Raw genomic sequence first — 18,996 nt, 5'->3', positions numbered from 1 at the left:
GCCGGGCGCTCAGGCGATCGGCGCCGCCTCGATGGCCACGGGCTGCGCCCCTGCGGCGTCCCGGGACGGTGGCTCGCCGGCGGCGGCGCCTCCGGACGACGTCGTTCGCGCGTCGTCTCCCGCGGCGGTCGCCCCGGCCGCGGCGGGCGGCACGGTCGCCGCGGCGAGGAGGTAAGCGAGGCCCGCGCCGAGCAGCAGGGCGCTGTAGCCGAGGTTCAGCGCGCACAGGGCGCCGAGGGCCATCGCGGTCGCGCCCGCGAACGCGCAGAGCGCCCAGCACCACGGCAGCAGCGCCGACGAGACCGAGTCCACGATCTTGACCCCGAGCGGCGCCAGCGAGCCCGCGAGCACGCCGAACGGCACGAGGATCGCGATGGCGAGGATCGCGCGCGGGAAGGCCCCGAGCCCGAGGCCCCACCGCGCGAGCGGCACGAGGCCCACCGCCGAGAGCGCCGCGGCCACGGCGAGCGCCTCCGCCACCCTCGCGGAGACCGCCGTCGCGTCGCCCGGGGCCACCCGGGCCGTCAGGTAGCCGCCCACGCCGGCCGAGACAAGGAGGATCACGAGCACGGCCGGGAGCTCGTGCGCGGGCAGGTCGAGCAGGAGGAGACCGTGCCGGAACACGGCGAGCTCGACGAGCGCGAACCCCGCGCCGATCGCGGCGAAGAACGCGAGCGCTCGGGCGGGCGGCGCCGACGACGCGGTCGACGCGGGCGCGTCCTGCGGCGCGAGGTGCCCGCGCCGACGGCGCGCGGCGAGCGCCGGGAGCAGCACGCCGAGCGCGGAGAGGACCGCGCCGACGGCGAGCAGCAGCGCGAGCGCGAAGAGGGCGGTGTGCCCGGCGCGGAGGGCCCCGACGTCGCCGAGCACCGCGGGCAGGCGGCGCGCCGGGACGGTGTACGCGAAGAACGGCCTGTCGTCGGTGGGCGGCGTCAGATCGGCCTCCGTGGCCGCGCCGTCGGCGACGCGCGCGGCCGCCGCGGGCGCGGCCGCCGCGACGAGCAGGCTGCGGACCGGGGTCGCGGGGCGGTCGGGGGCGAGGACCTCCGAGAACCTGTGCTTGCGGCAGTGGCGGCGGAGCGCGTCGACGTCCTCGCGCGCGAGCGGCGTGCGCCGGGCGAGCAGCGCGGTCTTCTGCGCGGCGCTGCACGCGAAGAGGTGGTCCTTCGGCGCGGCCACGCCCGCGCGGCGCAGCGCCGCGGTCACGAGCGAGAGCAGCCGATCGAAGTCCGCGTCCGCGCGGGCAAGGACGAGCGTGCCTTCGGGCAGGAGGCGCGAAAGGAAGTCCCCGACGCCCTCCAGCGTGTGGAGCCGGCTCTCCGAGAGCGCGAGCGCGCCGGTCGTCGATGCTTCGACCGTGTCGGCCGACGGGATCACGATGTTCCTGAAGAGCAGCGGCGTGCGCCTGGCGAAGCTCCGCCCGTCGCCCACCACGAGGTGGACCTCGGGCTTGTCGAACAGGTTGCCGCTGAACGCGGCGTACCTCCCGCGCATCACCTCGAGGACGCCGCGGTCGCCCTCGACGGCGACCACGTCCTTCTGCCCGGCCTTGAGCGCGGCGCGCACGTCGCGCCCGCCCCCGACGCCGACGACGAGCGCGGGGCCCTGGTCCTTGTGCAGCGCGTACGCCATGTCCTCGGGCTGCGGCGGGGGCGTCGCCTTCGCGTCGAGGATCGGGCTCGCCGCGGCGCCGCCGAGCCGCATCAGCGCCGCGCCGGCCTTCGGTCGATCGACGGAGATCAGAGAGCGCTCGGTCCAGGCCTCGTGCTCGGTCCGGTCGGGCGACGCCCGGCGGATGCCGGCGAGCCGGAGCCACGGGGCGCCGACGTCGCCGGCGAGCAGCACGAAGGAGCCGAGCACGAACGTGGCGACGAGGCCGCCGGGCGCCCGCTCCTCGCCCTCGCAGCAGCGCGACCCGAGGTAGAAGAAGATGCCCGCCACCGCGAAGAAGATCGCCGCCGCGAGCGCGGCGCGGGGCGCCCCCGCGCGGAGCGCGCCGGCCGCGGCGAGCCCGCCGAGCGCGCCGCCGACGAGATCGAGCAGGTAGAGCCGGGGCATCTCCGGCGCCGCGTGCCGGATCGCGGCCGCGAGCGCGAGGCCCGCGAGCGCGAACGGGACCGTGGAGGCCGCGTAGCACAGCGCGAGCCACGGGAGCGACCCAGGCGCGGGGACGGACAGGGGCTCGCGGTGCGCGAGCAGGATGACCGCGGCGAGGGTCGCGCCCGACGCGAGCGCGGCGAGGGTCGCCATGCGGGCGAAGAGCGCCGGCGGGCGGGCGAGCGACGGCACGACGTAGAGCAGCGCGCCGCCCACGCCCGCGCCGACGAGCGACAGCGAGACCGCGAGGAACGCGTGGATCTCGCCGAACAGCGCCGCGTAGATCCGCGCGAGCGAGATCTCGAGCAGGACCGAGGCGCACGCGAGGGCTGCGACGCCGCTGAAGAGGCCGCTCCGCTGGGGGACCCGCATGGGCCCGCTCCTACCACAGCGCGAAGCGGCGTTTCACCTCTCTCGACCGAGCGGGGCGAGCGGCCACGGCGCGAGCAGCGGCACCGGGGCGCTCTGTCGGCCCAAACGCGGCTCCGCCGCGCCGCTTTGTCGGATCGCGCGCGCGCACTCGTCGACGGTCAGGCGGCGCGGCCCGTACGCGGAGGCGTTGGCCGCGTCGGCGTCCATCAGCCGGGTCGGCGTGTCGATCCCGAAATCGTCCGGGTGCCCCGGCTCGTCGAGCAGCACGTGGCCGAGCTCGTGCGACAGCGCGAACGACGCGCGATCCGCGCGTAGGCCGGCGCGATCCTCGATGATCGTGTTCCGGATCGCCCCGCCGTCGGCGAAGATGAACGACTCGCCGATCCGCCCGCCGCCCGCGAAGCTCGGGACCATCACCACGTCGACGGTCGAGGGGTCGCCGTCGTCGAACGCCTTGAGCAGCGCCCGCTCCTCGACCGTGCCGGCGATCGCGTCCGTGTCGCTGAAGTGCTGGAGGCCGTCGTCGAGGTCCACGGCGCCGATGCACGCCGTGAGTGTCGCGTCGGTGCTCAGCGCGCCCGCCGCCGGCGGCTCGAGGGTCGCGAGCGCGCCGCCCGGCCGCCGCACGAGCACGTCGGTGGTCCCGTAGGCGCCCGCGCCGATGGCCGGGTTGTCGGAGAGGCGCACCGAGAACCCCGCCGCGCCGATCGCCGCGGCGACGGCCCGGGCCGCCGCGTCGGGGCGCGCGCGGGGCGCGATCGCCGCCGTGACCTCGTGGCCGTCGACGCGCACCCGGATCGCGCCGCCGCTGGCCGGCAGGCCGTGGTCGCAGCCGATCGCGAGCAGGTGCGGGCGCGGCGGATCGACGAAGGTGACGTCGAGCGCCTCGGGCGGGCCGAAGCTCACGCCGCACGCGCCCCAGAGGGCGTTCGCCCGCTCGACCTCCGCGCGCGCGATGGCGAGCGCGCCCGCGTCGTCGCCGCCCATCGGCGGCGGGCCGCCTGCGCGGGGGCGCACCATGACGAGCCGGAGGCGCGCGCGCGTGCGCCCGAGCGGCCCGAGCGGCGAGGCGCGCGGGCCGGCGACGCGGATCATCTGGACCTTCGGCCCGCCGGGCAGGGCGACGACGAGCGCCCCGCCGACCTCGCCCTTCACGGAGCGATCGACGATCATCGGGTGGTTGCGATCGATGTCGTCCGCGACCACCCGGAGGGGGCGCGTCGAGCCGCACACGAGGCCCGGCGGCACGTCCTCCGGGCACCGCACGTGGCCGAGCGGCACGTCGGGGAGGCGATCGATCGCCCCGCCGGACGGCGCCGCGGAGTGGACGTCGAGCGTGAGCGGCAGATCCTCCGGCGCGCCGATGACGAGCAGCCGGATCGCGTCGGGATCCTCGAGGTTCGCGAACGGATCGTCGCCGAGCCGGTCCGGGGGCGTGCGCTGCAGCGAGGCGTGGGAGCGCGCCATGTCGATGCGCCGCCCGGCGCCGTCGATCGCGCGCACCTCGAACGCGCTGATCGTCCGCGCCTCGCCGAAGAGCGCGATCTCGCTGCGCCCGGCGCGGATCGCCTGGATCTCGACGCGGCGGGCGCCCGCGGGGATGGCCGCGCCGGGCTTGACCGGGCTGCCGTCGACGAGGAGCCGCAGGCCGGCGGGGATCGCCGCGGGCGCCTGGCTCGCGCCGCGCGGCGCGCGCAGCGCCAGGAGCTCCGGGGCGGGCGGCGCGCGGGGCTGCTCGCCGTCCGGCACGCCGTCGGCGTCGTCGTCGTCCAGATCGACCGCGAGCAGCGCCGGCTCGGCCGCCGCGGCGCCGGCCGGGCCGAGCAGCCCGCCGAGGAGGACCGCGAGTGCAGACAGCCGCCTGTTCATGTCGTCATCGCCCTGCCCGCTCGCCCTCCCCGGCCAGTCTACCGCGACTCCGGCCGAGCGCAGCCGGCGCGGCGCGGGAGGGGCCGTCGGGAGCCCTCCGATGGCGGTGCGTCCCGCCCTGCGCCACGTGTCGCGCCATGGTCAGCGTCAGCGCCGTCATTTTCGGTGTCGACGGCACGATCCTCGACACCGTCGATCTGCACGCGGCCGCCTGGCAGCAGGCCTTCCGGCGGTTCGGCCGCGAGGTCCCGCGGGAGAAGCTGCGCAGCCAGGTCGGCAAGGGCGCGGACCAGCTGCTGCAGACGTTCCTCTCGCCCGAGGAGCTCGGCTGGATCGGCGCCGCGATCTCCTCGCTGCGCGACCAGATCTACGGGCGCGAGCTCCTCCCGGGCGCCCGGGCGTTCCCCCGCGTGCGCGAGCTGCTCCAGCGTGTCGCGCGCGACGGGCGCCGGATCGTGCTCGCCTCGCCGACGCCGCGCGGCGAGCTCGACGCCAGCGTCGAGCTCGCCCAGGTGGGCGATCTGGTCTCGTGGACGGTATCGGCCGACGACGCGGACAGGTCGAAGCCGCGCCCCGACGTCCTCGAGGCGGCGCTCGACCGGCTCGGCAGCGTCGATCCTCGCGAGGTCGTGCTCGTCGGCGCCGCGCCCTCCGACGCCGAGGCCGCGGCGAAGCTCGGCCTCCTCTCGGTGGGGCTCCTCTGCGGAGGCTTCCCTGAAATGGAGCTCCTCGAGGCCGGGTGCGCGGCGATCTACCTCGATCCGGAGGATCTCCTCGCGCGCTACGGCGCGTCGCCGCTCGCGCCGCCGGGGGAGCGGCTCGCGTCGTAGCGGCGGGAGGCGGCGCGTTCGCGGCGTCTCAGGCTGCGATGTCCTTCAGCGCGAGCAGGCGATGCTTCACATCTGGATGACGGAGGAAGCCGATGATCTCCGTCTCGATCGCGTCCAGGCTCGTACATCGGCGCTGCTCGCCATCGAACAGGTCGAGGCTGACGGGGAACCCGTCGACCGGAACGTAAGCCCGGAGCAACACGTCACGGAGGCCGGCTTTCGGAACACGGACGACGAACGTATATTGCTGTCCGGCGTTCACCCGGTAGCCAGGCTCTATCCGCACCTCGATGATCTCCGGCGCCAAGGAAGCTTCGATCGCCGCCGCGAGGGCCCGGAGCTTGTGCAACACGTCGGAGTATGCCTTCGAAGGTGCCGCGCGTTCGTCGCTGAGGACGCTCGCGACCTTCGTCTTCAACTCGTCGTCAGTCATCGCCTGTTCCTCCATTCATTCGAAATATCGCGACGAGAGGGAAGTGATCCGACGCGCCCGAGCCGCTTCCCGCACTGTATGTCCAGGGTAACGGTCTCCTGTAGCCGCTCGGCGTCAAGCTCGTGGTCTCGTCATCGGCGGCGTACGCGACGCTGCGCTCTCGGAGCGTAATCGGGCCGCCGCGAAGGGCTCGTCCGGAGACGAGGAGCTGATCGAAGAGGACGGGAGGCCATACGTTGAACGTCGTCCTCGGTCGCGGTGCCTCGTACGCTTCGCCGCATGCCTCGACGGTCTCCCACCAGTCAGGCTCAGCGAGGAAGCGCCACGCTGTATTGTAGAGACAAGCAGGGGCTTCTGCTTTCCACAGACGCGGGTGGAAATACCGTACGCTGCGGAGGCCACCTTCGCCGAACGGCTCCTCGAACGGCTCGGCGTTGAAGTCGCCAAGGACGATCGCGCACGTGTTGCTGGCTCGGGCGAGCCAGTCTCCGAGCGCTCGAGCCGTCTCGCGGCGCTCCTCTGCGGCAACATTATCGGTCACGCAGCCGTTGCTCCAGGAGCTCGAGGATCCGCTCGGTGTGGACCTCGGCCAGCCCGACGAGGTCCGGCCCAGCGCCCGCGAAGAGACCGTCGAGGATCCGCGCGATGGCGTCGAGCTTGGCAATCAGCTCTGGTTCGTCCGTGGGGCCATTCTTCCGGGTGCCCGGCTCGTAGAGGTTCTGGACGTTCCAGAAGGCAACGCGCAGGTCGGCCATGACGGGCCGATCCTGAACGCGTGCGACGGGCGGCGCACCCACAATCGCGACGGCGATCGCCTGCCGCGCCAGGGGTGGCGGCTGCGGGGAGTACTCCGACATGAGCACGCTAGCGCCGGTGCGGGAGCCAGCCTCCCTCCGGCTCGTCGTCGCCCGCCGCACGGCGGAGCGGGCTCACCCTGAGGCGGCGCCGAGCCGCTCCCGGAGCGCCCTCCGCTGCGCCTCGTCGATTGACGACGCGGCGGTCGCGCCGTCGCGGCGCTCCACCGAGTAGACGGCGTCGGGCGGCAGGAGGTCGAGCAGCGCGGGGCTCTCGGTCGTGAGCAGGAGCTGGCGCTGGGCGGACGCGCCGCGCAGGTACTCGAGCAGCGGAGGCAGCGCGGCGCGATCGACGCCCGCGTCGGGGTGCTCGAAGCCGGCGAGCACGAGCGGGGGCTCCTGCGAGAGCGCCGTGACCATGGCGGCGAGCCGCAGCGTGGCGTCCGGCTCGTCCGCGGCGGCCCGCCAGCGCTCGCGCCCGTCGCCGTCGACGCCGTGGCGCAGCTCCGGGACGAGGAACCCGCCGGACGACGACGCGCGGGCGCCGTCGACGTCGCCGATCACCTGGGACAGCGCCGCGAGGAACTGGTCCTGCCATCGCTCCTTCGCGAGCGCGCGGAGGACCGAGCCCCAGTTGTCGCCGCTCGCCTTGAGGCGCCGGGAAGCGCTGATCTTCTGGGGCGAGCGCAGCGTGCGCGGCGCGAGGGAGTAGAGGACCGCCCGGCGCAGCTCGTCGAGCATCGGCGTGAGCGGTCCATCGGAGAGCAGCGGCAGGACGAGCTTCGTGCCGCTCACGGCGATGGGGGCGACGCCGCGGTACGCGAGCGTGCCGCTGCGCCCCTTGTCCTTGCGCGAGAACCCCTTCGGGCTGCCCTTCAGCCGGTCGAAGGAGACCTCGGGCGCGTCGCTGCCGGCGTCGAAGACCTCGCGCAGGCCAGGCTTGACGAGCCGCGTGAGCGCGCTGCGCTGCCACCACGCGGCCGTCTCGCTCTTGACGCGCGCCTCGCCCTCCCGCTCTCCCGGCGCGAGCTGCACGAGCCAGAACCCGTGGCCCTCGGTCCTGGAGACCGCGACCCCGAGCGTGGTGAGCGCGCCGTCGCCGCGCGCGCCCCCCAGCGCGCCGCCGCCGCGCCGGTTCGCCGCCGCCAGATCGAACGCCCCGTTGGCGCACTCGGCGAGGAACCGCACCGCGTCGAGCAGGCAACCCTTGCCCGAGCCCGGCGGACCGACGAGCGCGGTCAGCGACCCGAGCGTGAGCTCGAGCCCAGCCCCGACGCTGCCGTAGTTGCTGACGTAGACGTGGGTGATCATCGCCGCGCGGAGCCTCGCTTCGAGGACGTCCACCGGGAAGGCTGTCGCCCGTCACGAGCCGGCGATGCGCGGCCCTCGGTCCCGGTACCGTCCTGAAAATCTCCGATGCGCCCCACCCGACGAAGATCATCGAACGCCTCGCCAGCGATGTCCGCAACAAGATCCTTGCGGAAGCCGCGCCGCCCCGCGATGCGAGGCGATCACACCCGCAGGATCGTAAGGCCCGGCACGTAATCGCGCCGGAGCTCCACGATCCGCGCGGTCGCATCGAACGCCCTGGAGCCCCCTTGGAGCGTTCACCCACGGCCTCCACCCGAGCCGCTGATCTCGCCGGTCGAGCGTCGCTTCATGAACGCCACCGGCGAGAGCCCCGCGAGCTCACGGAACTCCCTGACCAGGTGCGGCTGATCGCAGTACCCGCTCGCGAGGGCGATCTCCGACCACGACCCGCGGGCGACCTGCGCGTTCGAGACGACGCGCTGGAAGCGGGCGATGCGCGCGTACTGCTTCGGCGAGACGCCGACGGTCGCAACGAAGGCGCGTCGCAGGTTCCGCGGGCTGACGTGGAGCGCGCTCGCCGTCTCTTCCACGGTGATCCCTCCGAGCGAGAGCTTCCGGAGCGCGGCGCGCGCGACGGCCGCCGACGCGGGCTCGAACACGTCGGGACCGAGCATGCGTCCCTCGAGGGCGCGTTCGATCGCCTCCAGGCGAGCTCGCGCTGGGTCCCGCGTGACGCCGGCCCCGACCGCCACCAGCTGCTCGAGCAGGGCGTCGGCGCGCCGGCCCCAGAGATCGCGCGCCGGGACGATGCGATCGGCGAGCTCGTCCATCGGCACGCCGAAGAAGGGGTACGCGCCGCCGGGTCGAAAGACCACCTGCACCGCGAGCAGGAAGCGCGGCACGCGCTTGTACACGGCGCGCGTCTTGGGCCCGAGGACGACGAGGTCGGCGCGGTCCGCGTCGAGCAGGCGAAAGACCAGCGATGTCGTGCCGTCGGGCAGCAGGTCGAGGTTCGTGATCGGCGGCGCGCTGGCGCGGACGGCGGCGACGAAATTGCGAAGCGCGCGCGATGCCGGCGCGCCGGCCTCCGGGCGCGGGGCGCGGGGCGCGACGGCCTGTTCGATCGATCCCAGCACGGCGCGATCGTGCGCTCGCCTCGGGCCGCCATCAACCCACCCGGCCCCGTCCCGGCCGTTTCCTCCAAGATTGCACGCCGGCACGGGCGCACGGTGCGGTCCAGCGAGGGCTCTTCAGCCCGAACCCCCAGGAGGACCACGATGAACCTCGACCACTACGTCACCCTCGGCCGCTCTGGGCTGCGCGTCAGCCCCCTGTGCCTCGGCGCCATGACCTTCGGCGAAGACCACGGCTTCGGATCCAGCGTCAAGGAGTCCGAGGCGATCCTCGATCGCTTCATCGAGCGCGGCGGCAACTTCATCGACACCGCCAACGCCTACACCAGGGGCCACTCCGAGAAGATCATCGGCGACCACCTCGGCCGCCACCCGAGCAAGCGCGACCGGGCGGTGATCGCAACCAAGTTCACCGCGAACCTCTACCTCGGCGACCCCAACGGCGGCGGCGCCGGGAGGAAGGCCATCTTCGCGCAGTGCGAGCAGTCGCTGCGCCGCTTGCAGACCGACTACATCGACCTCTACTGGATGCACGTCTGGGACAAGCACACGCCCATCGAGGAGACCGTGCGAGCCCTCGACGATCTGGTGGCGGCCGGCAAGGTCCGCTACGTCGGCGTCTCCGACACGCCGGCGTGGAAGGTGGCGCAGGCGCACGGCCTTGCAGGGTTCCGCGGGTGGGCGCAGTTCATCGCGCTGCAGATCGAGCACTCGCTCCTCGAGCGCACGGTGGAGGGGGAGCTCATCCCCATGGCGCGCGAGCTGGGCCTCGGCGTCACGCCCTGGTCGCCCCTCAAGAGCGGCGTGCTCACCGGAAAGTACACGCGGGAGAACGCCGGCAAGCACAAGGCCGATCGCGGCCCGTTCGTGCTCTCCGCGCTCACCGACAAGGCGTACGCCGTCGTCGACAAGCTCGTCGAGATCGCCGGGGCTCTCGACACCACGCCGGCGCGCGTGGCGCTCGCCTGGGTGGTGGCCCGGCCGGGCGTCACCTCCACCATCATCGGCGCGCGCACGCTGGCGCAGCTCGACGACAACCTCGCCTCCCTGGAGGTCGAGCTCGCGCCCGATCAGGTGGACGCGCTCGACGCGGTCTCGGCGCCGACGCTCGACTTCCCCGCCGGCTTCCTGCGCATGGCCGGCGCGTTCACGAACGGCGGCACGACGATCAACGGCGAGAGCGCGCCGGCGTGGCCGATGGCGCCGAAGAACGACGGCGAGCGGTACTGAGCACGCGCCGAGCGCCCGCGTGGGGGCGCTCGTGCTTGGGTGCTAGGACCGCGGAGGCGGGTAGACATTGAGCGCGGCGGGCGCGGCGAGGAACCGCAGCGCGTTCTCGAGCGTGCGAAACGACCTTGCCCCGGAGGTGCGGAGCACGCCGAAATCGATCCACTGGGTGAGCTTGAGCTGATCGAGCGTGGGCTTGTACGCCTTGCCTCTCGGGAAATGCTTCGAGAGCCACCCCTTCACGTCGCGGATGCCCTCGGGATCTTCCGGGCACGTCGTGCCCTCAGCGATGCGCACGCCAGGCCGGATCTCCCGCCCCGCCATGAGGTGGATGCACGGCAGGAACCACGCCGCGAACTCCCGGTGCGCCAGCACCACGGCGACCGGGAACGGAAGGCTCGCTGCCGCCATCCATGCCGCGGTCTCGGGGCCGGCCGAGGCTGGGCATCCGTCGTCCTCGTCACGGAGCAGCAGCGCGAACGCGCAGTCGCGCTCGCTGCGCAGGAGCTCGCAGGCCTGCAGCACGCCGGCGCGGGTGTTGAGCGCCTTGCCGCGCTTGGGAGCTCCCCACACCGCGTGTGGCACGCCCGAGGTCGGCCCACAACCGGATGACCAGGTTCCTCGCCGCCTCGACCTCGCCGTGGCCCTCGACGACCAGGTAGGCCTTAGCCATCGCTCGTGGAGCCTTCGGGGCGGAGGCCTTCGGCGTGGAGGAGGTCGCTCGTCGACATCAGGCGCTTGCGAACGAGCTCTCGTTGCCGCTCCTCGACGCGCGCCAGCGTCGTCGCGCCATTGTGCCGCTCCACGACGCGAATGGCGTCGATGGGCACCATGTCCAGGAGATCGGGGCTGTGCGTCGTCAGCAGGACCTGGCTGCGCGTCGACGCTTCTTGCAGAAAGTCGACGAGTACCGGGATCGCCCCGGGATGGACGCCGAGCTCCGGCTCCTCGAAGCCCAGGAGCGTCGGCGCGGGCTCCTGGAACAGCGCGGTGAGAAGGGCCGCGGCGCGCAGCGTGCCGTCCGACTCCTGTGCGGCGCCGTGCCAGCGCTCTCGCCCCTGCGCGTCGAGACCGTGACGGAACTCCGGTATCAGGAACCCGCCCGCCTCCGTGACGCGGTAATCGTCGATGTCCGAGGCGATGCGCCCCAGGGCAGCGACGAGCTCTGACCCCCAGGTGGATCGCTCGATCGCCCTCAACGTCGAGGCCCAGTTGCTGCCCTTCGTACTCATCGGTTTGGATGGATCCGGGTGCTGTGGAGCGCGCAGTACGTCCGGGAACAACGAGTAGATCGCGACGCTGCGCAACTCCTCCATGAGCGGAGCGAAATCAGGGTGGCCCAGCGGCGCGAGCAGAGGGAATTGCGCGGCGTCGCGGCGAAAGGACGATGGAACTTGCAGGTAGTGATGTCCCTTGTGCGTGACGAAGTGCTGCGGCGCCGACAACTCGGCGTCGCCGTTCGGCGTGGTGCCGCGCGTGTGGCCGCCGAGGAGCGTTCTCCGCTCCTCCTCGGTCCACATGTCCTCGGGCCTCTCGAGGAGCTCAAAGAAGCGGGTCCGGGTCCTGGGATCGGGCGCGTTCCCCGGAAACCACACCGCGCGCTCGCGCTTCACGCACAGCGCGCCGTACTCATCGGCCGACGTGAGCGTGAAGCCCCAGATGCCGGCCCCCTGCTCGCGCTCGATGTGCACTTCAAGGAGCACATCGGTGGACTCACGGGCATTTCCGTGGCGCAGCGCATCGAGTCCGTGCCGAACAGCAACCGGTCTGTCGATCCCTCCGCTCGCGCACTCGGCCAGGAACCGCAGGACGTCCGCGACGTTGCTCTTGCCCGAGGCGTTCGGCCCCACGAGGACCGTCATCGCCCCGAGCTCGAGCTCGATCCGCTCCCCAATGCTGCGAAAGTTACGGGCACAGATCTTTGTGATCATCGCAGCTCACCATCCCCCCCGGCGCCCTCACGCCGTGCGCGCGAGCGCGATCGCGAGCGCCTCGCCGTCGACGTTGACCTCGCGCCGCTCGGCCTGCCCCCACGCCGCGGGCGCCGAGCCCAGCACGAGCTCGGCGGCGAGCGCCTCCTGCATGAGCATCTCGCGCGCCGCCTCGGCGACCCTGCGGGCCCGCTCGCCGCCGTCGACCGCGAGCCGGATCCGCTCGGTGAAGCCGAGGTCGAGCTCCTTGCGCAGCCCTTGCACCCGCGAGAGGATCTCCCGGCCGAGCCCCTCGTCGCGGAGCGCGTCCGTGAGCGCCGTGTGCAGCACGACGACCCCCGCGCGGCCGCCGGCCGCTGCGAACCCCTCGCCCGCCTCGACCGCGACGTCGATTTCCTCGGGGCCGAGCTCGACCTGCTCGCCGTCGAGCGCGATCGCGATCTTGCCCTCGGTCGCGAGCGCCGCGCGGAGCGCCGCCGCGTCGGCCTTCGCCAGGACCTGCTTCGCGAGCTGCACCTTCTTGCCGAGCTTCGGCCCGAGCGCGCGGAAGTTCGGCTTGAGCACGTAGCGGACCGCGCTCCCCTCCTCGCCGGGCTTCAGGAAGCGCACCTCGTGGACGTTGAGCTCCTCGGCGATGAGCGGCACATGCTCGGCGAGCGCCGCCGCGAGCCCCTGCTGCGACAGGACGACGTCGGCCCGCGAGAGCGGCTGCCGCACCTTGAGCTTGTTCGCCGTGCGCACCTGCAGGCCGAGCGAGACGAGCTCGCGCACCGCGCGCATCTCGATCGCGAGCGGCTCGTCGACCGCGGCGGCGTCCGCCTCGGGGAACGCCACGAGGTGGACGCTCTCCGGCTGCGACGCGGGCCACGGCCGCCGCACCAGGTTCTGGTACATGGCCTCCGCGAAGAACGGCGTGAACGGCGCGCTCAGCTTGGCGAGCGCGACGAGCACCTCGTACAGCGTGAAGTACGCGTCGCGCTTGTCCTGGGCCGCCCGCACCGCGCCCGGGGCGATCTCCAGGGCGTCTCCGGGAAAGGACGGCGAACGCCGATCCTCGACCCACGTCGGAGAAGGCGCCCAGAAGCGCGCGCGGCTCCGGCGGACGTACCAGTTCGAGAGCGCGTCCACGAGATCGACGAGCCGCTGCGCCGCCTCGTACAGCCGGTACTCGTCGAGGTGCGCCGTCACCTCCCGCGTCGAGAGCGCGAGCTCCGACAGGATCCACCGGTCGAGGAGCGATCGCTCCCGCGCCGGCCGGTAACCGGCGCTCGCCGCGAGCGCCGCGGGCGACGTGTCCGTCGCGCCCGGGTTCCCCTCCGCGGGCGAGAAGCCGTCGATGTTCGCGTAGATGGTGAAGAACGAGTAGACGTTCCGGAGCTTGACCGCGAACTCCTTCTGGTACGCGCGCACGTTCGTGAGCGAGTGGCGCGTGTTCGTCCACGGCGGGGAGGACGCGTAGAAGAACCAGCGGAACGCGTCGGCCCCGGGCGCGGGCGTCGCCGGGTCCTCGATGACGACGCGCTGGTCCTGCGGCAGCCTGGGCACGTCGTTGGGCATCACCGAGAGCGCCTTGTCGGCCGGCGAGAGGCCCAGCCGATCGAGGTCCCCGCGGGAGAGCGCGACGATGCGGCGTGGGAGCCGCTTGTTGCCCGTCGCCGGCCTGAGCTCCAGCGTCACCGCCGCGCCCTCGCGGTCGGCGCGGTAGACCCGCACCTTCGCCGAGTCGCCCGTGAGATCGAGCCCCTCGTAGTCCTCGCGCGCGATGATCGCGACGCCGTCCTTCGCCGCGCCGAGCCCGGCATCGGCGCCGTCGGCCGCCGCGAACTCCATCCGGACGCGCTCGAGGATGACCTCCGGCGGCGTGTAGTTGCCCTTCGACTTGCTCTCCTTCTTGCCCTCGCGGTCGCAGACGTGCCCGAGCACGACGCACGTCTCGTACGGGTGCGGGTAGCTCCGGACCCGCGACAGCCCGAGCTTCTCCTGCGTCGCCTCGTCGAAGACCAGCGTCGAGACCATCAGCAGCGAGTAGAACCAGCCTCGCGTCTGATCGATCGCCTCGCTGATGAAGTCCGCCGGGAACGCGCGGTCGAACAGCTCCTTCGAGCCCTCGGCGTGCGGGTAGCCCCACTGCGCGAACGGCATGCTCCCGCTGTCGAACCAGGCGTCGATGACCTCGGTCACGCGGCGCATCTCGCCGCCGCAGGTCGGACACGGGAACGTCACCTTGTCGATCCACGGCTTGTGGACGATGAGGTGATCGTTCAGGCCGGGGTCGGCCTTCTTGGCCGCGCGGAAGTGGTCGAAGGCGCGCGGGTTCAGCGCCTCGATCTCGGCGACCGAGGCCGGGGCGAGCTGGTGCTCCTCGTCGTTCGCGCAGACCCAGACGTTGAGCGGCGTCCCCCAGTACCGCTCGCGCGAGAGCGCCCAGTCCACGTTGTTGGCGAGGAAGTCGCCGAAGCGGCCCTCCTGGATGTGCGACGGGTGCCAGTGGACCGCGCGGTTGTTGGCGATCGCCTTGTCGATGTTGTCCCGGGTCCTGATGTACCAGGCCGGCCGCGCGAGCTGGATCAGCGGATCGTCGTCCGCGCGCCAGCAGAACGGGTAGTCGTGGCGGTACTTCTCCTCGTGGACGAGCAGCCCGCGGGCCGCGAGATCCTTGATGATCAGCGGGTCGGCGTCCTTCACCCAGAGGCCCGAGAACGCCGTGAGCCCCGGCTCGAACGTGCCGTCCGGCCGCACCGCGCAGAGCATCGGGACGTCGGCGCCCGGCTCGGCGAGCTCCGCGATCCGCCGCCGGTGCGCGTTGAAGTCGTCCTCGCCGAACGCGGGCGCGACGTGGACGATGCCGGTGCCGGAGTCGAGCGTGACGAAATCCGCGCCGAGGACGACCCAGTAGAGCGGCTCCGCCTTGCCGTCCTTCCTGCGCAGGGAGGCGCCCTCGAGCGACCTCGCGAAGGCGTCGAACGGCGGGCGGTAGCGCTTGCCGACGAGCTCGCTCCCCTTGAGCTCGCGGAGGACGGGCAGGTCCCGCTTGAACTTCTTGGCGAGCTCCTCGCGCAGCGCCGCGGCCACGATGAGCTTGCCGGCCACGGGCGCCGCGCCCGCGTCGACGACGACGTAATCGAACTCGGGCCGGACCGCGGCGTAGCCGTTCGAGGGCAAGGTCCACGGGGTCGTCGTCCAGGCGCAGAGCGCGGTGTCCGGCTCGTCGACGAGCGGGAACGCGACGAACACGCTGGGGTCGTCCACCGTCTTGTAGTTCGAGCCGACCTCGGCCGCGCTGAGCGCTGTCCCGCCCTGGGGCCACCACCAGCAGACGCGGTGGCCGCGGTAGAGCAGCCCCTTCCTGTGCAGCTGGGAGAGCGCCCACCAGACGCTCTCGACGTAGCTCCGGTGGTAGGTCACGTAGGCGCTGTCGAGGTCGACCCAGAAGCCGATCTTGTCGGTCAGGTTCTCCCACGCCTCGGTGTACCGGAAGACGGAGTCGACGCAGCGCGAGATGAACGGCTCGACGCCGTACCGCTCGATGTCGGCCTTGCCGTGGATGCGCAGCTCCTTCTCGACCTCGACCTCGACCGGCAGCCCGTGCGTGTCCCAGCCGGCCTTCCGCGGCACGTCGTAGCCGCGCATGGTCTTGTACCGGGGGAAGACGTCCTTCACGGCGCGCGTGAGCACGTGGCCGTTGTGCGGCATGCCGTTGGCGGTCGGCGGGCCCTCGTAGAAGACGAACGTGCCCCGCGAGGGGCCGGTGGCGCGGGTCTCGGCGCGGAGCGTCTTCTCGAAGATGCGGCGCTGCTTCCAGAAGGCGAGGATCTTCGCCTCGTCGGCGGGGAAGTTCAGCTCGGTCGCCACCCTGTCGAACAGGGGCTCGTGCGGGCCGTCGGTCGGTTTCTTCGAGGACGCTTCGGACATGGCCCGGCCTAGTAGCAAGGCCCATTGCCAGCGTCGAGGGAAGCGCTGGCCGGCGCGGAGCGCGCGCGACGAACGGCAGGGGTGCTAGGATCTGCCGATGAGCGCGCGGCGCCCGCCATTTCCAGGCAACGCGCCCGAGGTCGAGGCCGCGTTCCAGGCCGTGCCGGACGAGATGGTCGCCGAGATCCTCGACGGGGAGCTGTACACGTTCCCGCGGCCGGCGCGGCCACACACGCGGACGGCGTCGCTCCTGGGCTCAAGTCTCACGGGCCCCTTCGATCGCGGTAGAGGCGGACCTGGCGGCCGGGTCATCCTCGACGAGCCCGAGCTCCACCTCGGACCGCGGCCCGACAAGGTCGTCCCCGATCTCGCCGGCTGGCGTCGGGAGCGCATGCCCGACCCGCTCGGCCCGGAGGACGCGCCTGCGCACTACGACATCGCGCCCGACTGGGTCTGCGAGGTGATCTCCCCGCGCACCGAGCGCGTCGACCGCGGCAAGAAGATGCGGATCTACCGGCCGCCGGCCGGGCCGGGCGGCGCGGAGCCGCAGCTCACCCAGCGCGCGGCGCCGGCAGCACGCCGCAGAAGTCGGCGCGGATGGCGGCCACCCCGTCCGCGCCCGCCGCGAGGCAGGCCGGCGCCGAGGCCGCGTCGATGCCGCCGAGGGCGAGGAGCGCGACGCCGCGCGCGGCCGCGGCCAGGCGGGCCCGCGCCTCGCGCAGGGCCTCGAGGCCGAGCGGCGGGCCCTTGCCGGGCGTCGCGAAGATCGGCGAGAGCACGGCGGCGTCCGCGCCGGCCTCGGCCGCCCGGAGCACGTCATCGACGCCGTGGCACGCGACGGAGACGAAGGCGCCCGCCCCGAGCAGGGCGCGCGCGTCGGCCACCGCGACCGAGCGGCGGCCGAGGTGGACGCCGTCCGCACCGAGGAGGAGCGCGAGATCCAGGCGATCGTTGACGAGGAACGAGGCGCCGAGCGCGGCGGTGGCGTCGCGCAGGCGCCTGCCGAGCGCGTGGAGCGCCGCGCCGGAGAGCTCGGGATCGCGGAGCTGCACCGCCACGCGGGCGCGGGCCTCGGGGGGCAGGGCGCCGAACGCAGAGAGCCGCGCGAGCAAGACCGGCTCCGGGACGCCCGCCGCCTGGGTGATGAGGGTCAACCTCGGGGTGAGCATGGCCGTCCTCCAGCGCGCCGGCGGCGGCGCGTCATCGCGCTCCGTCGCCCGGGGGGCGCTCCGCCGGGGCGCCCGCCTCGCCGAGCGCCTCGAGATCCTGCCGGGCCATCCGGGCGAACCGGCTGGAAGGATACCGCTCGACCAGGAAACGCAAGGAGTCGGCCTGGGCGCGGCGATCGCCGCTCGCCTTGAAGCGCTCGGCCAGCGCGTACAGGGCCTCGCTCGGGTCCTCGTACACGCGGCGATCCGGGTCGACCTCGCTCGCGCACTGGTAAGGCGCCTGCGCGACGGCGGCGAAGATCGCGATGGAGCCGAAGGCCGCGCGGAAGCCGGTGAACACGGGCGGCATTCGCCGATGAACGAGCGCGAGCGTCAAGAGGACGCCGCGGCGACGGCGCTCCTCCGGCCGAGCCGCGCGGGCCCGCTCGGCCGGACGGCCGGCGACGGGGCTAGTTCAGGGAGGCGCCCGTCCGGGCGGCGCCGTTCTCGAACCCGCCCTTCGAGGCCGGGGCGCCGAAGGGCGCGTCGCCCGCGTCCTGACCGCCGGAGCTCGACAGGGGCTCGCCGCGGGCGCGCAGGAGCGACTCGTGGAGGGCGCGCGCGCTGTCATCCCAGTCGCGCCTGCCGGCGAGCTCCGCGATCCGCGCCGGGTCGTAATCGGCCCGGGCGGCCCGGAGCAGCGCCTCCATCAGCACGCCCTGGTTCCCCGGCGGGATGAGCTCGCCGAGCTCGGCGCTGCGCAGGACGTCGGGGATGCCCCCCACGCTCGTGGCGACCACGCGGCGCCCCGAGGCGAGCGCCTCGAGCAGGACGTTTGGCGTCCCCTCGTGCTTGCTCGGGAGGGCGAGGGCGTCGCACGCGCCGAGCCACAGCGACACCTGATCGTGCGGCAAGTAGCCGGTCACCGTCAGCCGGCCGCCCAGACGGGCGGCGGCTTCCCTGCACGCCTGCTCCTCGGCGCCGCTGCCCACGAGCGCCAGCTCGATGTCCGGGTGGACCGGCGCGAGCCGCTCGAACGCCTCGATCAGATCGAGCACGCCCTTGTCGCGGCTCAGGTGGCCGACGAAGACGATCAGCCGCGAGCTCGGCGACTTGCCGAGCGCGGCGCGCGCCTCGGCGCGGTCGCGAGGCTGGAACGTCTTCACGTCGACGCCGTTCATGACGATGTCGATGCGATCGCGCGGCACGCCGAGCGCCGCGACCCCGTCCGCGAGCTTGCGGCTGACCGTGACCACCCGGGCGGCGCGCGTGAGCCCCCAGCCGAGCGGCCGCCGCATCCGCCGGTCGCGCGGGATCACGTCGATGTCCGAGCCGTGCGTCTTGATCACGGCCGGCACCCCGAGCAACCGCCCCAGACAGACCGCGGCAAAGCCGTCCGGGTAGGCGAAGGCCCCGACGATGACGTCGGGCAACGGACCGCGCCCGATGAGCTCCGGGAGCATCGACGCCGCGTAGAGCGGGCCGTTCAGGGCGGGCGCGATCCTCGGCACGTACAGGTACCGCGGGTGCCTGACCGGCAGCCCGTCGATGACCTCCTCGCGCGGCGCGGTGGCGCCGATAGGCCACTTCGAGAGGCGCTTCACGCCCGGGAACCACGGGATCGTCGCGAGCACCTGGACGTCGCAGTAGCGCGACAGCGCGGCGAACTGCCGCCGATTGTACGGCGCCTCGTCCGGGTGAACCGCGTTCGGAAAGATCTTCGTGATCAGCAAAACGCGCATCCGCCGCAAGAGCTCCTCCTCTCCGAGCGAACCGAGTCGGCGAGCGCCTCGAAAGAGGACGTCGTTCGCGCTCGGTCTCGTATTCGGTCTAGCCAGTCTCGCCAGTCTCGCTCCGTCTCGTCAATCTACGCTCGGTCTCGCTCAGCGTCCCATTTTGCCTCGCTCAGCATCGTTCGATGTCCCATTTTGCCTCGCTC

General features: G+C 73.2%; 14 protein-coding genes and 1 pseudogene. 3 read left to right on the top strand and 12 right to left on the bottom strand.

The window, feature by feature from the left end:
* Positions 1 to 9 precede the first annotated feature (9 nt).
* Together ACSRUE_RS27020 and ACSRUE_RS27015 are read right to left on the bottom strand one after the other, a co-directional pair.
* The gene (locus ACSRUE_RS27020; protein ID WP_441286098.1) at positions 10 to 2,469 is read right to left on the bottom strand and encodes a hypothetical protein; all 2,460 of its coding nucleotides are present in this window, start codon (positions 2,467 to 2,469) and stop codon (positions 10 to 12) included.
* 33 nt (positions 2,470 to 2,502) lie between these two features.
* Positions 2,503 to 4,338: a hypothetical protein gene (locus ACSRUE_RS27015; protein ID WP_441286097.1), complete on the bottom strand. Its 1,836-nt coding sequence runs from the start codon at positions 4,336 to 4,338 to the stop codon at positions 2,503 to 2,505.
* 137 nt (positions 4,339 to 4,475) lie between these two features.
* Here ACSRUE_RS27015 and ACSRUE_RS27010 point away from each other — a divergent pair, with 137 nt between their 5' ends.
* Positions 4,476 to 5,168, top strand: coding sequence for an HAD family hydrolase (locus tag ACSRUE_RS27010; RefSeq protein WP_441286096.1), 693 nt, complete (start codon positions 4,476 to 4,478; stop codon positions 5,166 to 5,168).
* 28 nt (positions 5,169 to 5,196) lie between these two features.
* Here ACSRUE_RS27010 and ACSRUE_RS27005 read toward each other — a convergent pair whose 3' ends face one another.
* The 4 genes from ACSRUE_RS27005 to ACSRUE_RS26990 form a co-directional block, all read right to left on the bottom strand.
* The gene (locus ACSRUE_RS27005; protein WP_441286095.1) at positions 5,197 to 5,601 is read right to left on the bottom strand and encodes a hypothetical protein; all 405 of its coding nucleotides are present in this window, start codon (positions 5,599 to 5,601) and stop codon (positions 5,197 to 5,199) included.
* A 530-nt stretch (positions 5,602 to 6,131) separates the two neighbouring features.
* The gene (locus ACSRUE_RS27000; RefSeq protein ID WP_441286094.1) at positions 6,132 to 6,458 is read right to left on the bottom strand and encodes a hypothetical protein; all 327 of its coding nucleotides are present in this window, start codon (positions 6,456 to 6,458) and stop codon (positions 6,132 to 6,134) included.
* A 72-nt stretch (positions 6,459 to 6,530) separates the two neighbouring features.
* Positions 6,531 to 7,739, bottom strand: a complete 1,209-nt coding sequence (locus ACSRUE_RS26995; protein WP_441286093.1) for an AAA family ATPase — start codon at positions 7,737 to 7,739, stop codon at positions 6,531 to 6,533.
* Positions 7,740 to 8,002: 263 nt separating this feature from the next.
* A complete protein-coding gene (locus tag ACSRUE_RS26990; protein WP_441286092.1) occupies positions 8,003 to 8,842 on the bottom strand; it encodes a helix-turn-helix domain-containing protein in 840 nt (279 codons plus the stop codon).
* A 141-nt stretch (positions 8,843 to 8,983) separates the two neighbouring features.
* On the opposite strand from ACSRUE_RS26990, the gene ACSRUE_RS26985 reads away from it, so the two are divergent.
* Complete coding sequence (locus ACSRUE_RS26985; protein WP_441286091.1) at positions 8,984 to 10,069, top strand: aldo/keto reductase; 1,086 nt, start codon at positions 8,984 to 8,986, stop codon at positions 10,067 to 10,069.
* 42 nt (positions 10,070 to 10,111) lie between these two features.
* Here ACSRUE_RS26985 and ACSRUE_RS26980 read toward each other — a convergent pair whose 3' ends face one another.
* From ACSRUE_RS26980 to ileS, 3 genes are all read right to left on the bottom strand, one after another.
* Positions 10,112 to 10,639 carry a hypothetical protein gene (locus tag ACSRUE_RS26980; protein WP_441286090.1) on the bottom strand — a complete coding sequence of 176 codons (528 nt, stop codon included), beginning with the start codon at positions 10,637 to 10,639 and terminating at the stop codon, positions 10,112 to 10,114.
* 92 nt (positions 10,640 to 10,731) lie between these two features.
* Positions 10,732 to 11,997: an AAA family ATPase gene (locus ACSRUE_RS26975; RefSeq protein WP_441286089.1), complete on the bottom strand. Its 1,266-nt coding sequence runs from the start codon at positions 11,995 to 11,997 to the stop codon at positions 10,732 to 10,734.
* Between the two features lie 27 nt (positions 11,998 to 12,024).
* Positions 12,025 to 15,909: an isoleucine--tRNA ligase gene (gene ileS / locus ACSRUE_RS26970; protein ID WP_441286088.1), complete on the bottom strand. Its 3,885-nt coding sequence runs from the start codon at positions 15,907 to 15,909 to the stop codon at positions 12,025 to 12,027.
* Between the two features lie 97 nt (positions 15,910 to 16,006).
* On the opposite strand from ileS, the pseudogene ACSRUE_RS26965 reads away from it, so the two are divergent.
* Positions 16,007 to 16,378 (top strand): annotated as a pseudogene (locus tag ACSRUE_RS26965) (Uma2 family endonuclease); the annotation flags it as partial.
* An 82-nt stretch (positions 16,379 to 16,460) separates the two neighbouring features.
* Here the strand turns inward: ACSRUE_RS26965 and ACSRUE_RS26960 are convergent.
* From ACSRUE_RS26960 to ACSRUE_RS26950, 3 genes are all read right to left on the bottom strand, one after another.
* Positions 16,461 to 17,078 carry a thiamine phosphate synthase gene (locus tag ACSRUE_RS26960; RefSeq protein WP_441286087.1) on the bottom strand — a complete coding sequence of 206 codons (618 nt, stop codon included), beginning with the start codon at positions 17,076 to 17,078 and terminating at the stop codon, positions 16,461 to 16,463.
* A gap of 31 nt (positions 17,079 to 17,109) precedes the next feature.
* Positions 17,110 to 17,427 carry a tetratricopeptide repeat protein gene (locus ACSRUE_RS26955; protein WP_437944470.1) on the bottom strand — a complete coding sequence of 106 codons (318 nt, stop codon included), beginning with the start codon at positions 17,425 to 17,427 and terminating at the stop codon, positions 17,110 to 17,112.
* Between the two features lie 100 nt (positions 17,428 to 17,527).
* Positions 17,528 to 18,799 (bottom strand): glycosyltransferase family 4 protein, encoded by a 1,272-nt coding sequence (locus ACSRUE_RS26950; protein ID WP_441286086.1) that lies wholly within the window; start codon positions 18,797 to 18,799, stop codon positions 17,528 to 17,530.
* Between the last annotated feature and the right edge of the window lie 197 nt (positions 18,800 to 18,996).

Origin of the sequence: Sorangium sp. KYC3313 (assembly GCF_052075895.1) — a bacterium.
In the GTDB taxonomy this organism is placed as follows: Bacteria; Myxococcota_A; Polyangia; order Polyangiales; family Polyangiaceae; genus Sorangium; species Sorangium cellulosum_B.
The sequence above is the reverse complement of the archived record's forward strand: the minus strand, read 5'-3'. Positions and strand labels throughout refer to the sequence as shown.

Coding starts and splice junctions, on each gene's coding strand:
- ACSRUE_RS27000 (WP_441286094.1), bottom strand. CDS start 6,458: ATGTCGGAGTACTCCCCGCAGCCGCCACCCCTGGCGCGGCAGGCGATC.
- ACSRUE_RS27015 (WP_441286097.1), bottom strand. CDS start 4,338: ATGAACAGGCGGCTGTCTGCACTCGCGGTCCTCCTCGGCGGGCTGCTC.
- ACSRUE_RS26950 (WP_441286086.1), bottom strand. CDS start 18,799: ATGCGCGTTTTGCTGATCACGAAGATCTTTCCGAACGCGGTTCACCCG.
- ileS (WP_441286088.1), bottom strand. CDS start 15,909: ATGTCCGAAGCGTCCTCGAAGAAACCGACCGACGGCCCGCACGAGCCC.
- ACSRUE_RS26975 (WP_441286089.1), bottom strand. CDS start 11,997: ATGATCACAAAGATCTGTGCCCGTAACTTTCGCAGCATTGGGGAGCGG.
- ACSRUE_RS27010 (WP_441286096.1), top strand. CDS start 4,476: ATGGTCAGCGTCAGCGCCGTCATTTTCGGTGTCGACGGCACGATCCTC.
- ACSRUE_RS26960 (WP_441286087.1), bottom strand. CDS start 17,078: ATGCTCACCCCGAGGTTGACCCTCATCACCCAGGCGGCGGGCGTCCCG.
- ACSRUE_RS27005 (WP_441286095.1), bottom strand. CDS start 5,601: ATGACTGACGACGAGTTGAAGACGAAGGTCGCGAGCGTCCTCAGCGAC.
- ACSRUE_RS26985 (WP_441286091.1), top strand. CDS start 8,984: ATGAACCTCGACCACTACGTCACCCTCGGCCGCTCTGGGCTGCGCGTC.
- ACSRUE_RS26955 (WP_437944470.1), bottom strand. CDS start 17,427: ATGCCGCCCGTGTTCACCGGCTTCCGCGCGGCCTTCGGCTCCATCGCG.
- ACSRUE_RS27020 (WP_441286098.1), bottom strand. CDS start 2,469: ATGCGGGTCCCCCAGCGGAGCGGCCTCTTCAGCGGCGTCGCAGCCCTC.